Origin of the sequence: Streptomyces sp. NPDC029216, assembly GCF_040648015.1 — a bacterium.
GTDB lineage: Bacteria > Actinomycetota > Actinomycetes > Streptomycetales > Streptomycetaceae > Streptomyces.
Window position 1 is genome coordinate 42,159 of record NZ_JBEZWL010000008.1, and the last position, 13,118, is coordinate 55,276.

Consider the following 13,118-nt stretch of genomic DNA (forward strand, 5'->3'; position numbering starts at 1 on the left):
CAGCTAGCGGGTCAGGCGGTGTGCTGGGCATCGGGGTAGGCGCAGGGGACGCACATGCCGAGCGAGGCCGGGATGACGTATCCGGCATCGGTGCGGCAGGCGGGGCAGGTGCGGCGCGCGGTGTTGGCCTTGGCCAGCGCGGCGGCCTTGGCCGGGGTCATCGGCCGCACCGGCTTCGCGCGGTCGACGCGGTACAGGAACGCGGCCAGCGGCCCGCGCCGGTAGCGCGGTCGCAGGACCTGACCCGCGATGTCCTGACCCCCGGGCCGCAGCCCCAGGGCCCGCAACTGCCGGCGGGTGGCGAGCCCGTCGGGGGCCAGGCGCCACGGGAAGGTGGGTAGCCCGTACCGGGCGCCGGTCGGATCGATGCACAGGGTCATGAGGCCACCGCCTCAGCGGCAGCATCGTTGGCCCGCTCGGCCTTCAACGTCTCCCGCAGCACCCGGGCCTTGGCCGGGGACGTACGCAGGGCCTTGCGGATCCGCTCACCGGTCAAGTCCTCGACCGGCCACGCCTCGGTGATGCTGCGCGCCTCAGCCAAGAGCTCACCCGGGGTGCGGACCGGTCGGGTCGATCGGGCCGCATCCGGCACCCGACCGGTCGCCCGACGCAGGCGCGGCACTTCCGCCGCAACAGTCACCGGCACCGGGACCTCGATCGGCTCGTCCACCTCGATCGCGTCGACCGGCGCGGGTTCCAGTTCCGGGGGCGGGCTGGTGGCCTCGATCTGGGGTTCGCCCTGCTCAGCCATCGACCGATTTACATCTATCTGCGCCGATTTCTCCAGAGTCGGTTCGATCGGGGGCCGGTGGTGGAGGACCTTGGCGACGAGATCGGAGCCGAAGTAGATCGAGCCGACCGGCAACGACGTGGCGAGCAGGACGAGTGCCCAGTTCGCCGGGTTCCAGTCGGCCAGTCGACCCCAGTCGACCGATCCGCCATGCAGCTCCGGCACCAGGCCGTGCACGTAGTTGAGGGCGAGTGAGGCGATCGTGTACGCGGCCAGCACCCGCAGCGCGAACTGGCGGGCAGCACCGGTGAGCACGAGCGCGGCGACCAGGGCGAGGGCCATCAGGCCGTCGACCACAAACGGGTACAGCGTCGCCGCCGTAGCGTCCGCGCCGATCGCGGTGGCGATGTCCCGCAGCGCGTTCCAGGAGACCCGGAACGCCATACCGACCACGGCCACCAGTGCCAGCACCAGCAGCCGCTTGCCTGCCACGTTCACCGGTCGACCTCTTCATCGTCGAGGTCGCCCGGCTCCCAGATCCACGACGGCTCCCACCAGTCCTCCCCCCACTCGTCCGGCAGACCGGTCGGAGGAGGCGGAATGGGCGGGGTCGAGCGGAAGCGGGCGGCCAGGCGGCGGAGGATGTTCTTCACGCTCCAACCTCCGGGTGGGAGGCGGTCGCGGTCTTGGCGGCCAGGGCCCGGTGGGCGGCGAGCAGGCGCCGGCGGGCCCGGCGGATCCGCCGCTCGTCCAGCTCCGAGACCGGCCGGTCCAGCAGGGCAATCTGTACGTCGAGCAACTCGACCTCGGCCGAGATGACCGGCATCTCGACCTCGATCGCGTCCAGCTCCTCGTCCGACGGCTCCAGGCCGTCCGACCACGGGGTAACACGGCTCTGAAGTGCAGCGATGAACTCCACGGGTCTTGCTCCTTCGGTAGAGGAACGGGACCCAACAGCAGCCCCGGTGTTCCAGCACCGGGGCTGCACTGCGTTGGGGTGAAGCAGGGAGAAGTGCTCCGGCTCCCCTCGACCCCGCCCGTACAAGACGGGCGGAGGAGGCAACCGGCCGTCGCGCAAGTTGCACGACGGAGGGTTGATCACTTGCATTGCGGCCTCTTTCCGGGAGCGCGCTCCCGCTTGTAGGCAGAGACCCGCCGTCCGGTTGACCAGGGATCCGGCTCCCTCGGCCCGATCTGACCCGGGCCCCTTGTGGATCGTTTGGGCAGGCCAAGCGGCCTCCCCAAGAGCCACCTGTCCTAGGACTGACCGGCTCTGGGAAGACCATGACACTTCAGTCCTAGGACTGTCAATGTCCTAGGACTGTGGGAAACTGGCCATGTCGAGAGGAGTGCCCGGTGGCACCGAAGTGGCGAGAGCTGGCCGACAAGCTGGCCAAGCAGATCAGGAACGGCGACTACACCCCTGGCCAACTGCTGCCTCAGATCCGCGATCTCGTAGAGGCAGGCGAAGGCTCCAAGGCAACCGTCCACGCGGCCTACAAGGCTCTTGAGGCCGAAGGGCTGGTCACGTCGTCGCGCGGCGTCGGAACCATGGTTCGTGCGCAGATGCCCCTGAAGCGCATCGGGATCAGTCGCTACGACAAAGCAAAGTGGCGTGACGGGGACGAAGTCGCGTTCATTGCCGACCGGGTCGCATCAGGCCGCGCCTACCAGCGCGGGGAGCAGACCCAATCGGTCAGCCTCATGGAAGCACCGGCACCGGTGGCCGAAGCACACGGACTGCCCGCAGGCGCTCAGGTATATGCGCGTGCCCGCCTGGTGAAGGAAGGGGAGCAGCCTACGCACACCCTGACCAGCTACTACCGCCCCGAACACGTCGAGGGCACACGCATCGTGGACCCCACGCCGGGGCCGGCAGGCCGCGGCGGCGGCTTCCGCGTTCTCTACGACGCAGGCTACGAGATCGACCACATGAAGGAACGCATCTTCGCCCGCGTCCCCACGGCCGATGAGATCAAGTTGCTCAAGCTGCCCACGGGCGAGCCGGTGGTAGAGCTGCACCGCACGACCTACACGGCAGACGGGACGGTCGTCGAGTTCGCCATAGGAGTGCACGCCGCGTCGCGCTTCGCCTGGGAGTATGAGTTCAAAGTCCCGGACTCGGCTGAGGGTGGCGAACAAAAGTGATCTCTGAGCAGGCGTGGGCGGACGCGGAACTCATCTGGGACTTCCACCAGATGCACCACGAGCCGCGCCCCTGCTCAGTCGCGGTCGGCCTCGGCAGCCACGACCTCGGCGTGGCCGACACGACGGTCGACCTGTACAAGCGCGGCATGGCGCCCCTGATCGTGTTCACGGGCGCCACCAGCCCGACGACCCGCGCCAGGATGCCGCGCGGTGAGGCCGTCCACTACCGCGAGCGGGCGCTGGAACTGGGCGTCCCGCCTGAGGACGTCCTCGTTGAGCCCAACGCCCGCAACACCGGGGAGAACATCCGACTCACCCGGGCCCTGTTGGAGGACGCCGGCCGCCCCATCCAATCCGTACTGCTGATCAGCAAGCCGTACGAAGAGCGGCGCGCATACGCCACTACGCGGAAGCTCTGGCCGGAGGTGGAGGTCATCAGCGCGTCCACGCCGATGACGTTTACGGAGTACGTCGATTCAATCGGCGATCCGAAGCTGGTCATCGACATGCTCGTCGGCGCCCTCCAGCGACTCCAGCTCTACCCGGATCAGGGGTTCATGGTTCACCTGCCGGTACCGGCCCCGGTGCTCGCCGCCTATAAACGCCTGTGCGACAAGGGCTTCACCAGCAGGCTCGTCGCTGCTCCTGCGCGATAAGCGGCTGCGCCGAAAGTTGCCCTACTCCGCCCGTCACCCCGGGCCTGCGCTCCTGTCTGCGCCCCGCTCCAGCCCGGTGCGCCAGCCGCGTGCCAATGGCTAAGGGCTTGATGGGGGGCCTGGTCGGTCGGCTGCCTGTCATGACTGATGCCTCCGGCGGGGGGCTCCGACTCCGGTATGGCGGGGGCGCCGTACGCGGGTGCCGGTACGTCGTGGCGAGCGTGGGGAGGGCAGCGGTGGTGCAGGCAGGGGGCAGGTGACCGTGGCTGCTCCCACCAAAGCCGCTCCGACAACCGCCGGGCTACCTTGACGCCCGTGGACGAACACATAGAGCTGGCGCGACTGCCGGGTCGGCAGGGCCCAACCACCGCTCCTCCGGTACTTCACATCCAGGGGTTGTGGTGTGTTAAGCGGGCCATCGTGGAGCCTCTGGCGAGATAGGCCGGTGATGCGGGAGACGCGGCGCGTCTTTCGCGGTCAATGCGTCGCGCAATTGGGGCTGGTGATACGTCTGGCTTTGAAAGGCATGATCACGCCAGGCCGACTTTGGGAGTTAGGATTGCTCACCCCCCTCGTCAAACTGTTCACCAGTCTCCTTTGCCTCAGATATTAGATCTTCCCAGGGCCAGCCTATAGTTGAATATTGGCGGTAGAGGAGGAGCTGACGATCAACAACGGTGACGTCTTTAGTGGCGACATTGTAAGCCAATACAAGGCGTGTTCCGTCAGAAGCATCCACTTGCAGAGACTCGATGCGTTCAAGCGCGCGCTGGAGATTCTGCTTTGTGATACGCGACTCGCGAGCGTGAGCGTCCAAGTAAATATGGTTGAGATTCAGGCCTTGGATGAGTTCCTGGTCGCTCGCCGATAGGATCACCGCCATAGCGTGAGCGTAGATGCTCGTTGAATTCTTCCGAGCTCTGATTCCATTTGCCACTCGGCGCGCAAATTCTTGATAGAGCGGGTGGAGCTGGTCGGCGTAGCTCTGGGCTGCCTGTTCCAGATCGCCGATATCGCTGATTACTCGGTGATGCTCCTGGGCTCGGTCCACCCCGACCCTGTCCAACGTTCCCAGGATCAAGGCTTGGAGAATTCCCGCATTTCCGTGGCAAATTTCGATCGCATGATCGCGTAGAGCGTGCGTGAATTCTACATTGAGGGCCCTGCCGCCAAACTGGAATATCTTGTCCAGATCTTCCTCACCCCATACGATTGATGTCTCGTGAACTCGCCCCGACAGATCAGGATTCAGGTAGATCAGCATGTTCTGCTGGTTCCACACTCCCACCACTATGAGGAACACGCCGAGATCCCACAGCGCCTTTATGTCACCCGAAAACCTCGCCTTCTCTTTTATTGGCAAGTAATGGAAATCCTCAATCACGAGTCGACGGCCAGATTCGCGCAGGATCTCGGCAACGAAGCGCAGGCTTTCTACATCCGCACTGACTGGCTTAGTTGTGGATTGCTTTCCTCTCCCTCGCTCTATCCCGGCTTTTCCAGTCACCTTCGCTAGCAGCTTGATCCCTACCTCGCCGCTCGCCTCAGCCTTCCCCACAAAGTTTGTGTGGCTGGTACTGTTAACCTCCAGTCGTATGCCAAGCTCACCCAAAGCCTCGCGATAAATATCATCCACAGTCTCGCCTAGTCGACATTGGACAACAATCGCGTTAGGGAGCACTTTCTGTCGAAGCCAGGACTTTCCGCACTTTGATGCACCACGGAGAGCGATATGCGTGTGGCGCATCAAAAGGCGCTGAATTTCCTCATCGAGTTCCCCTCGGTCCACGTATGAGTCCAGCAGGACCTTATTAGATATGCCGAACACTTCATGAGTTCGCTTATTAGGGGTGCGATCCTCGAAGATTCTCATATCTATAATCCTACGAGCGATGTCGCGTGGGTGCGCGTGGAGCAAGCTGCCGGCCTGCCCTGGGGGTGATATCGGGTTCCCGGTTCTCCCGGATGATTGCGGGGTCGGGGCGGCGGTCGGTTGGCGGTCCGAACGTGTGCAGCACCTCTGCTCCGTAAAGCAGACAGCAGTAGGCGGGCGCGAGAGAGGCCCCGGCCGGCGGGACGGCTCGGCCTCGGTGAGTGTCTAACTGCGTGACAACCAAGGCGTACAACGCCGGACGACGACGGACACACGCGGACTGTCGTCGCTGGTCAATGGCACAGCGCCCCCTGACTCGGCCCCTGCCTGGATTGCTTCGGGACGAAGAGGTCGTGGGTTCAAATCCCGCCACCCCGACAGTGTTTGACAGCGAAGGGCCTGATCCACATCAGTGGATCAGGCCCTTCGCTGTTGTGCGTGTCCGTGCGACCGGTGTGGTGGTGCGCGAGGTGCGGGCGGGGCGTCGGGGTGTTGCAATGCCCGGAGGGGGTCAGGCGGCCGGCGAAGAGGAGCGGGCATGGGCTACGCCATTGTTCCTCGTGCTGTTCGCGACGGTGGGGTTCGGGGCCATCGCGCCGGCCGACGGGGCGGCGCGGTGCGGACCGGGCTGTCCCGGCAGCCCGAAAGGAGTGGGCCATGACCGCGACGCAGGCGGGGGAGGCGGAACTGCTGCGGGGGCTGCTCAAGACGCCGCCGTACCGCAAGACGCTGGCGCTGTGTGCGCTGGTCGGCATTCCGGTGTCGCTGGTGTGCTTCTGGTTCCTGGCCGGGCTGCACGAGCTGCAGCACCTGCTGTGGGAGAGCCTGCCGCACGCGCTGGGCCGGGACGCGCCGCCGTGGTGGTGGCCGCTGCCGCTGCTGCTGGTCGCGGGGGTCGTGGTGGGCTGGGTGGCGAGTCGGCTGCCCGGTGCGGGCGGGCACGTTCCGGCGGCCGGGCTGGCCGTCGGCGGGGCCTCGACCAAGGGGCTGCCCGGGGTGGTGCTGGCCGCGGTGGCGAGCCTGCCGCTCGGTGCGGTGCTCGGGCCCGAGGCCCCGCTGATCGCCCTGGGCGGCGGGCTCGCGCTGCTGCTGCGGGACCTGGCGCGCGGGCCGGGGACGCCGCAGGCCAGCGTGCTGATGGGGGTGGCGGGCGCGGCCGCGGCCATCTCGGCGATCTTCGGGAGCCCGCTGATCGCGGCGGTGCTGCTGATCGAGGTGGTGGGGGTGGGCGGGCCGCAGCTGGTGGCCGTCATGCTGCCCGCGCTGCTGTCCAGCGGGCTGGGGGCGCTGGTGTTCACCGGGTTCGGGCGGTGGACCGGCCTGAAGACCGGCGGCCTGACCGTCAAGATGCCCGAGGCGGTTCCCCGTCTGGACGCGGCGGACGTGGGGTGGGGGCTGCTGCTGGCGGTGGTGGTGGCGGTGGTCCTGAGGCTGACGGTGACCGCCGGGCAGGGGGTCGCGGCCTTCGTCACGCGGCAGACCGTCGCCCGTACGGCGCTGTGCGCGCTCGGCGCCGGGGTGTGCGCGGCGGTCTACGCCCTGGTCACCGGCCGGAACCCGGCGGAGGTGGCCTCCTCCGGCCAGGCCACGATGGCCTCGCTGGTCGGGGACCCGCGGGCCTGGGGGATCGGCGTGCTGGTGGCCGTACTGCTGTGCAAGACGGTCGCGTACGCGCTGTGCCTCGGCTGCCTGCGCGGTGGCCCGATCTTCCCGGCCCTGTTCCTCGGGGCCGCGGCCGGGGTGCTGGCGGCGCCGCTGCCGGGTCTGGGCGTGGTGCCGGCCGTGGCGGCGGGGCTGGCCGCGGCCGGGGCCAGCGTGCTGCGGCTGCCGGTCAGCAGCGCGGTGATGGCGCTGCTGCTGACCGGCAGCCCGGGGATGACGCCGGTGGTGATCCTGGCCACGGTGGCCGCGCTGATCACCGCCGAGCTGCTGCCCATGGGGCGCGGGCGCCGGGTGGGGGCGGAGCCGGCGGGTCAGCGGGCCTGAGCGCGGCCGAAGAACTCCGCGAGCGCGGGTGCCAGGGCGGCAGGGTCCACGTCGTGGGTCTGGCCGTCCAGCGTGCGGTGCGCGGCGGTCGGCAGCAGGTCGGCGAGGGCGCGGGCGCCGGCCTGGAGCCAGGTGTCGCTCGCGCCGCCGCCGATGGCCAGGACGGGGATGTCCACGGAGGCCCAGCGGTCCTGCGGGAGCGGGCGCCCGGACATGGTGTCGCCGACGACGCGGGCGTCGTAGGGGAGGGTGTGGGCCAGGGCCGTGAAGTGCTGCCACAGGGGGGCCTGCCGCATGGCCTCGACGTGCTCGGCCGGGACGTCGACGGCGGTGGTGAGCATGTACGTGACGGCTTCCTCGCGGCGGCCCTCGGCCACGAGGGCGTCCAGCCGCTCGATGTAGTCGGCGGGGAGCGGCGGGCGGCTGTCCTCGACGACGAACGGGGGCTCGTACAGGGCCAGTTCCGCAATCGGCAGGCCCCTGGCGGCCGCCTCCAGGGCGAGGACGGCGCCGGAGGACATGCCCATCACCCGGACGGGGCCCTCCAGTTCGGCCATGACGGCGGCCAGGTCCTCGACCTCGCGCGCCACGTCGTAGGGGGCGGTGTCGCCGCTGTCGCCGCGTCCCCGGCGGTCGTAGCGCACGACGGTGTGGTGCTCGGCGAGGAGGTCGGCGAGCTCGACCCAGCTCGGGTGAGCGCGCACCTGGAACGCGCCGCCGACGATCACCAGGGCGGGCCCCCGGCCGGTGCGGTCGTAGGCGATGACGGTCCCGTCGCGGGACACGGCCTGCTGCATGAACGAACCCCCTGTGGTCCACGGTCCAGCATGTGGACGGCGTCCACATCGCCCCGTAGGCTATACCTGGAAGTTGACGCCGTCCACATGTGATGAGGAATCGAGGACCCATGCCAGCGGAAGCCGACCCGCCGACACCCCCGAAGCGCAGCACCTACCGGCACGGGAACCTGCGCAACGCGCTGCTCGACGCCGCCCTGGAGCTGGCCCGCGAGGGCGGCCCGGACGCCGTCTCGCTGCGCGAGGCCACCCGGCGCGCCGGGGTGTCCCCCAACGCCGCCTACCGGCACTTCGCCGACCGGGGGGAGCTGGTGCACGGGGCCTCGCAGGCCGCGATGGCCCGGGTGGCGCTCGCGATGGAGGCGGAGATCGACGCCCTGCCCGCCGGCGGGGACCCGGCCGCCCGGGCCCGGGCCCGCTTCCGCGCCGTGGGGACGGGCTACATCCGCTTCGCGGTGACCGAGCCGGGCTGGTTCCGCACCGCCTTCCACGTCCCGGCCGACATGACCTACGCGGCCGACGCCACGGCCGCCGGCGCGGGCGGGCTCACCCCGTTCGAGCTCCTCGGGGCCGCGCTGGACGGCCTGGTCGACACCGGCGTCCTGCCGTCCGGCCGGCGCCCGGGGGCGGAGTTCCTCGCCTGGTCGGCGGTCCACGGCCTGGCCTCGCTGATCATCGACGGCCCCCTCCGCGGGGTCTCCCCGGAACAGGCGCACGAGGCGGGGCAGGGCGTGATCGACATGATCGAGCGGGGGATCTAGACGGGCGGCCGCCGGGTGACGTCCCGGCGGCCCTCTCGACCGGACACCCCCTAGGCGTCCAGCGGGTTGGCCGCGATGCGCTTCGCCGCGCCGCCCGCGACGTAGCCGGCCGCCGCGCAGGCGGGCTTGCGGGCCGCCTGGTCCTCTACCAGGGCGAGGAAGGACGGGCCGAAGCCGAGGCGCGGGTAGGCGGCCAGCAGGGTGGCGATGAAGGCGGGGTCGAAGTCGGGGACGCGCAGGCCCGAGACGTCCGCGCTCGTGCCCACCTGGAGGAGGTGGCTCTCGACGTCCTCGGCGGCGGTGACGTCGTCCCGCATGTGCAGCACGATCACCTCCTCCGCGCGGGCCCGGCGGGCCGGCTCCCAGCCCAGGCCCGCCGTGAAGATCCGGGCCACGTGGCCGCCGGCCTCCTCGAACGGGAGGGTGTGGCTGTCGAAGGGCGCGGTCAGGCCCAGGTCGTGGAGCAGGGCGCTGACGTACAGGAGTTCGGCGTCGTACGCGAGGCCGTGCTGCCTGGCGTACTCGGCGCCGAAGGCGTAGGAGCGGACGGAGTGGTTGAGCAGGGCGGCGTCCGCGTACTCCGAGGCGATCTCGAAGGCGCGGCGGGCCGTGCCGGAGTCAAGGTTGTGAAGGGTCCACGTCATGCACCGCACCTTAGAGGGACGGGGTGAAGTCGACGGGTGACGGCCCCTCGTCCCCCGGCCACCACAGCCGGGTCGGGGCGGGCGGGGTCTCGGCGAGGACGGTGCCCCGCGAGACCACGTAGCGCGGCCGGACCTGACGGCGGATCGCCTCCTCGGGCGTCGGGGCCGGCAGCAGGACGAAGGAGGCCGGGGCGCCCTCCGTGATCCCGTACTCGGAGGCGGACAGGCCGAGGACGCGGGCCGCGCGCTCCGTCACCATCGAGAAGGCGAGCGGGATCTCGTCGGCCCCGGTGAGCTGGGCGGCGTACAGGCCGACGAGGGCGGTCTGGAGCGGGTTGGCCGTGCCGAGCGCGTTCCAGGGGTCCATCACGTCGTCGTGGCCGAAGGCCACGTTGACCCCGGCACCCAGCATCTCCTTGACCTGGGTGAGGCCGCGCCGCTTGGGGTAGGCGTCGAAGCGTCCCTGGAGGTTGAGGTTGGCGAAGGGATTGGCGACCAGGTTGATGCCCGCGCGTGACAGCAGCCGCTGGAGTTTGAAGGCGTAGGCCCCGTTGTAGGAGCCCATGGCCGTGGTGTGGGAGGCGGTGGCGCGCTCGCGCAGCCCCGTGCGCAGCGCGAGGGTGGCGAGCACCTCGATGAAGCGGGACTGTTCGTCGTCGATCTCGTCGCAGTGGGCGTCGACCCGCAGCCCGTGCTCCTCCGCCAGTGCGAAGGCGGTCCGCAGCGAGGCGACCCCGTCCTCACGGGTGTCCTCGAAGTGCGGGATCGCACCGACGACGTCCGCACCGCGCGCCACGGCCTCGCGCAGCAGCGCCTCGCCGTCGGGGAAGGAGACGATGCCCTCCTGGGGGAAGGCCGTGATCTGCAGGGTCATGACGTCCCGTACCCGGTCGCGGACCTCCAGCAGGGCGTCGAGGGCGGTCAGCGAGGGGTCGGTGACGTCGCAGTGCGTACGCACGTGCAGGACGCCCTGGGCCGCCTGCCAGCGCAGCACCTGCGTGGCCCGCGCGATCACGTCCTCGCGGGTCAGGGTCCGCTTGCGCTCGCTCCAGCACGCGATGCCCTCCCAGAGGGTGCCGGAGGCGTTCGGACGCGGCTGCCCGGCGGTCAGGGCGGTGTCCAGGTGGATGTGGGGCTCGACGAAGGGGGCGCTGAGCAGCCCGCCGTGAGCCTCGATGAGCACGCCCGTCGCGGGCGGCTCCTTCTGGTCGTCGTACGGGAGGACGCGCGCGATGCGGCCGTCCTCGGCGGCCTCCACGTCGTGGAGGCCGTGCTCGTGCAACAGCCGGGCGCCCCGGACGATCATCCGCATGCCGCCAGGCTAGGCGCACACACTCCACGTTTCACGTGAAACGCGGACGGTAGGTGCCGAGGGTTCAGCCGCGCTTGGCCTGTGCCTTCTGGTGCATGCCGCGCGTCTTCGCGGAGAGGGACTGGGCGTCTCTGCCCGCGGCCTTGGCACGTGCCTCGGCCGCCGTGTTCTTCGCCATCGCCTGCTCGGAGTCCTGATGGCTGTGGTGACCGGTGCGAGCCTTCTTGGCCATGATCAACACCCCTCTCGGGAAGCGTCGAAGTACGCACTCCACCATGCGCCCGTTCGGAGCAGTCGGCATCCCGGCGGCACATCGGGCAAGAATGGACGGCATGACCAGCGACAGCGATCTGACCCCCGGCGGGACCCCCGCTTCCGAGATGCCCGACTGGGAGAAGCGGTTCCGGGCCCCGCGCGTGGGGCTCCCCGAATGGGCCGAGGACGCCCCGGACCGCTCGCTCTTCGTCTCGAACGCCACCGGGACCTACGAGCTCTACGCGTGGGACCGGTCCACCGGCACGCAGCGCCAGGCCACCGACCGCCCGAACGGCACGACCGACGGGACCCTCTCGCCCGACGGCGAGTGGCTCTGGTGGTTCTCCGACACCGACGGCGACGAGTTCGGCACCTGGGTCCGCCAGCCCTTCGCGGGCGGACCCGACGAGCCCGCCACGCCGGGTCTGGAGCCCTCCTACCCCGCCGGGCTGGCCATCGGCCGCGACGGCACGGCGGTGGTCGGCCGCTCCACCGACGAGGAGGGCACCACGATCCACGTCGTCCGGCCCGGCGGCGGGGACCCGGCCGTCATCTACCGGCACCGCGAGTCGGCGGGCGTCGGCGACCTCTCCCGCGACGGGACCCTGATCGCGATCGAGCACACCGAGCACGGCGACGCGATGCACTCGGCGCTGCGCGTGGTCACCCTCGACGGGGCCACCGTCGCCGAACTGGACGACTCGCGCGGGGGCACCGAGGAGCTGGGCCTTGAGGTGCTCGGCTTCGCCCCGGTCGCGGGGGACACCCGGCTGCTGGTCGGCCACCAGCGGCGCGGCCGCTGGGAGCCGATGGTGTGGGACGTGGCCACCGGCGCCCAGGAGGACCTGGCCATCGACCTCCCGGGCGACGTGAGCGCCGAGTGGTACCCGGACGGGACGGCGCTGCTCATCGAGCACAGCTTCGAGGCGCGCGACGAGCTGTGGCGCTACGACCTGGCCGCGCGGGAACTCGTACGGGTGGACACGCCCCCGGGCTCGCTGTCGGGGGCCACGGCCCGCCCGGACGGGACGGTGGAGTACCAATGGTCCTCGGCCGCCGAGCCGGCCGCCGTACGGTCGACCGCGGGCGGGGTGGTGCTGGACCCGCCCGGGTTCCGGCCGCCCGGCTCGGTGCCGGTGGAGGACGTGTGGGTGGAGGGCCCGGGCGGGCGGATCCACGCGCTCGCGCAGCGGCCCGAGGGCCACGGCGAGGGCCCCTTCCCGACGATCTTCGAGATCCACGGCGGGCCCACCTGGCACGACTCGGACGCCTTCGCGGCGACCCCGGCGGCCTGGCTGGACCACGGTTTCGCGGTGGTCCGGGTCAACTACCGCGGCTCCACGGGCTACGGCCGCGAGTGGACGGACGCCCTCAAGCACCGGGTCGGCCTGATCGAGCTGGAGGACATCTCCGCGGTCCGCGAGTGGGCGGTGTCCTCGGGCCTGGCGGACCCGGCGCGGCTGGTGCTGTCCGGCGGCTCCTGGGGCGGCTACCTGACCCTGCTGGGCCTCGGCACGCGGCCCGACGACTGGGCGGTGGGGCTGGCCGCCGTACCGGTGGCCGACTACGTGACGGCGTACCACGACGAGATGGAGGCGCTGAAGTCCCTGGACCGCACCCTCTTCGGCGGCACGCCGGAGGAGGTCCCGGACCGCTTCGAGGCCTCCTCCCCGCTGACGTACGTGGACGCGGTGAAAGCGCCGGTGCACATCGCGGCGGGCGTGAACGACCCGCGCTGCCCGATCCGGCAGATCGACAACTACGTCGACCGGCTCGTGGCGCGCGGCGCGGTCCACGAGGTGTACCGCTATGACGCGGGGCACGGCTCGCTGGTCGTGGAGGAGCGGATCAAGCAGGTCCGGATGGAGCTGGAGTTCGCCCTGAAGCACCTGCCGCAGGGCCTGCCGCGCTGACCCGGCGCCCGACCCGGCACCGGGCTCCCGGTGCACCCCCCGT

General features: G+C 70.4%; 14 protein-coding genes. 5 read left to right on the forward strand and 9 right to left on the reverse strand.

Annotated elements, in window-relative coordinates; translation table 11 throughout:
• Positions 1 to 11: 11 nt before the first annotated feature.
• Genes AB0F18_RS05325 through AB0F18_RS05340 form a run of 4 tightly spaced genes read right to left on the reverse strand, consistent with a single transcriptional unit; the run spans position 12 to position 1,649 of the window.
• Positions 12 to 380, reverse strand: a complete 369-nt coding sequence (locus AB0F18_RS05325; RefSeq protein WP_362055186.1) for an RRQRL motif-containing zinc-binding protein — start codon at positions 378 to 380, stop codon at positions 12 to 14.
• Positions 377 to 1,228, reverse strand: a complete 852-nt coding sequence (locus AB0F18_RS05330; protein WP_362055188.1) for a DUF2637 domain-containing protein — start codon at positions 1,226 to 1,228, stop codon at positions 377 to 379. Before AB0F18_RS05330 ends, AB0F18_RS05325 begins: the two co-directional genes overlap by 4 nt.
• Entirely contained in the window at positions 1,225 to 1,383 is a 159-nt protein-coding gene (locus AB0F18_RS05335; protein WP_362055190.1) for a hypothetical protein, read from the reverse strand. The genes AB0F18_RS05330 and AB0F18_RS05335 overlap by 4 nt, the downstream gene beginning before the upstream one ends.
• Positions 1,380 to 1,649, reverse strand: a complete 270-nt coding sequence (locus AB0F18_RS05340) for a DUF6284 family protein (RefSeq protein ID WP_362055192.1) — start codon at positions 1,647 to 1,649, stop codon at positions 1,380 to 1,382. The genes AB0F18_RS05335 and AB0F18_RS05340 overlap by 4 nt, the downstream gene beginning before the upstream one ends.
• Positions 1,650 to 2,086: 437 nt before the next feature.
• Here AB0F18_RS05340 and AB0F18_RS05345 point away from each other — a divergent pair, with 437 nt between their 5' ends.
• Both AB0F18_RS05345 and AB0F18_RS05350 read left to right on the forward strand, forming a co-directional pair.
• Positions 2,087 to 2,878, forward strand: coding sequence for a GntR family transcriptional regulator (locus AB0F18_RS05345; protein WP_362055194.1), 792 nt, complete (start codon positions 2,087 to 2,089; stop codon positions 2,876 to 2,878).
• A complete protein-coding gene (locus tag AB0F18_RS05350) occupies positions 2,875 to 3,534 on the forward strand; it encodes a YdcF family protein (protein WP_362055196.1) in 660 nt (219 codons plus the stop codon). Before AB0F18_RS05345 ends, AB0F18_RS05350 begins: the two co-directional genes overlap by 4 nt.
• A 553-nt stretch (positions 3,535 to 4,087) precedes the next feature.
• Here AB0F18_RS05350 and AB0F18_RS05355 read toward each other — a convergent pair.
• Entirely contained in the window at positions 4,088 to 5,407 is a 1,320-nt protein-coding gene (locus AB0F18_RS05355; RefSeq protein WP_362055198.1) for a hypothetical protein, read from the reverse strand.
• Between the two features lie 657 nt (positions 5,408 to 6,064).
• Between AB0F18_RS05355 and AB0F18_RS05360 the strand changes: the two genes are divergently transcribed.
• Entirely contained in the window at positions 6,065 to 7,393 is a 1,329-nt protein-coding gene (locus AB0F18_RS05360; RefSeq protein WP_362055200.1) for a chloride channel protein, read from the forward strand.
• On the opposite strand, the gene AB0F18_RS05365 is transcribed toward AB0F18_RS05360, so the two are convergent.
• Positions 7,381 to 8,190 (reverse strand): alpha/beta hydrolase, encoded by an 810-nt coding sequence (locus AB0F18_RS05365; protein WP_362055202.1) that lies wholly within the window; start codon positions 8,188 to 8,190, stop codon positions 7,381 to 7,383. The genes AB0F18_RS05360 and AB0F18_RS05365 overlap by 13 nt on opposite strands.
• Positions 8,191 to 8,300: 110 nt before the next feature.
• On the opposite strand from AB0F18_RS05365, the gene AB0F18_RS05370 reads away from it, so the two are divergent.
• The gene (locus AB0F18_RS05370) at positions 8,301 to 8,951 is read left to right on the forward strand and encodes a TetR/AcrR family transcriptional regulator (protein ID WP_362055204.1); all 651 of its coding nucleotides are present in this window, start codon (positions 8,301 to 8,303) and stop codon (positions 8,949 to 8,951) included.
• Positions 8,952 to 9,001: 50 nt separating this feature from the next.
• On the opposite strand, the gene AB0F18_RS05375 is transcribed toward AB0F18_RS05370, so the two are convergent.
• The 3 genes from AB0F18_RS05375 to AB0F18_RS05385 all read right to left on the reverse strand — a co-directional run bounded on the left by AB0F18_RS05375 (position 9,002) and on the right by AB0F18_RS05385 (position 11,139).
• Positions 9,002 to 9,595: an HD domain-containing protein gene (locus tag AB0F18_RS05375; protein ID WP_362055206.1), complete on the reverse strand. Its 594-nt coding sequence runs from the start codon at positions 9,593 to 9,595 to the stop codon at positions 9,002 to 9,004.
• A gap of 10 nt (positions 9,596 to 9,605) precedes the next feature.
• On the reverse strand, positions 9,606 to 10,907 hold the full coding sequence (codA, locus tag AB0F18_RS05380; protein WP_362055208.1) for a cytosine deaminase: 1,302 nt from the start codon (positions 10,905 to 10,907) through the stop codon (positions 9,606 to 9,608).
• 64 nt (positions 10,908 to 10,971) lie between these two features.
• The gene (locus tag AB0F18_RS05385; protein WP_362055210.1) at positions 10,972 to 11,139 is read right to left on the reverse strand and encodes a hypothetical protein; all 168 of its coding nucleotides are present in this window, start codon (positions 11,137 to 11,139) and stop codon (positions 10,972 to 10,974) included.
• 100 nt (positions 11,140 to 11,239) lie between these two features.
• Between AB0F18_RS05385 and AB0F18_RS05390 the strand changes: the two genes are divergently transcribed.
• Positions 11,240 to 13,075: a prolyl oligopeptidase family serine peptidase gene (locus tag AB0F18_RS05390; protein WP_362055212.1), complete on the forward strand. Its 1,836-nt coding sequence runs from the start codon at positions 11,240 to 11,242 to the stop codon at positions 13,073 to 13,075.
• Positions 13,076 to 13,118 lie beyond the last annotated feature (43 nt).

Bases quoted from the DNA above. Each gene is read 5' to 3' on its own strand.
- AB0F18_RS05325 (WP_362055186.1), bottom strand. From the start codon at position 380: ATGACCCTGTGCATCGATCCGACCGGCGCCCGGTACGGGCTACCCACC.
- AB0F18_RS05355 (WP_362055198.1), bottom strand. From the start codon at position 5,407: ATGAGAATCTTCGAGGATCGCACCCCTAATAAGCGAACTCATGAAGTG.
- AB0F18_RS05360 (WP_362055200.1), top strand. From the start codon at position 6,065: ATGACCGCGACGCAGGCGGGGGAGGCGGAACTGCTGCGGGGGCTGCTC.
- AB0F18_RS05365 (WP_362055202.1), bottom strand. From the start codon at position 8,190: ATGCAGCAGGCCGTGTCCCGCGACGGGACCGTCATCGCCTACGACCGC.
- AB0F18_RS05370 (WP_362055204.1), top strand. From the start codon at position 8,301: ATGCCAGCGGAAGCCGACCCGCCGACACCCCCGAAGCGCAGCACCTAC.
- AB0F18_RS05375 (WP_362055206.1), bottom strand. From the start codon at position 9,595: ATGACGTGGACCCTTCACAACCTTGACTCCGGCACGGCCCGCCGCGCC.
- codA (WP_362055208.1), bottom strand. From the start codon at position 10,907: ATGCGGATGATCGTCCGGGGCGCCCGGCTGTTGCACGAGCACGGCCTC.
- AB0F18_RS05385 (WP_362055210.1), bottom strand. From the start codon at position 11,139: ATGGCCAAGAAGGCTCGCACCGGTCACCACAGCCATCAGGACTCCGAG.
- AB0F18_RS05390 (WP_362055212.1), top strand. From the start codon at position 11,240: ATGACCAGCGACAGCGATCTGACCCCCGGCGGGACCCCCGCTTCCGAG.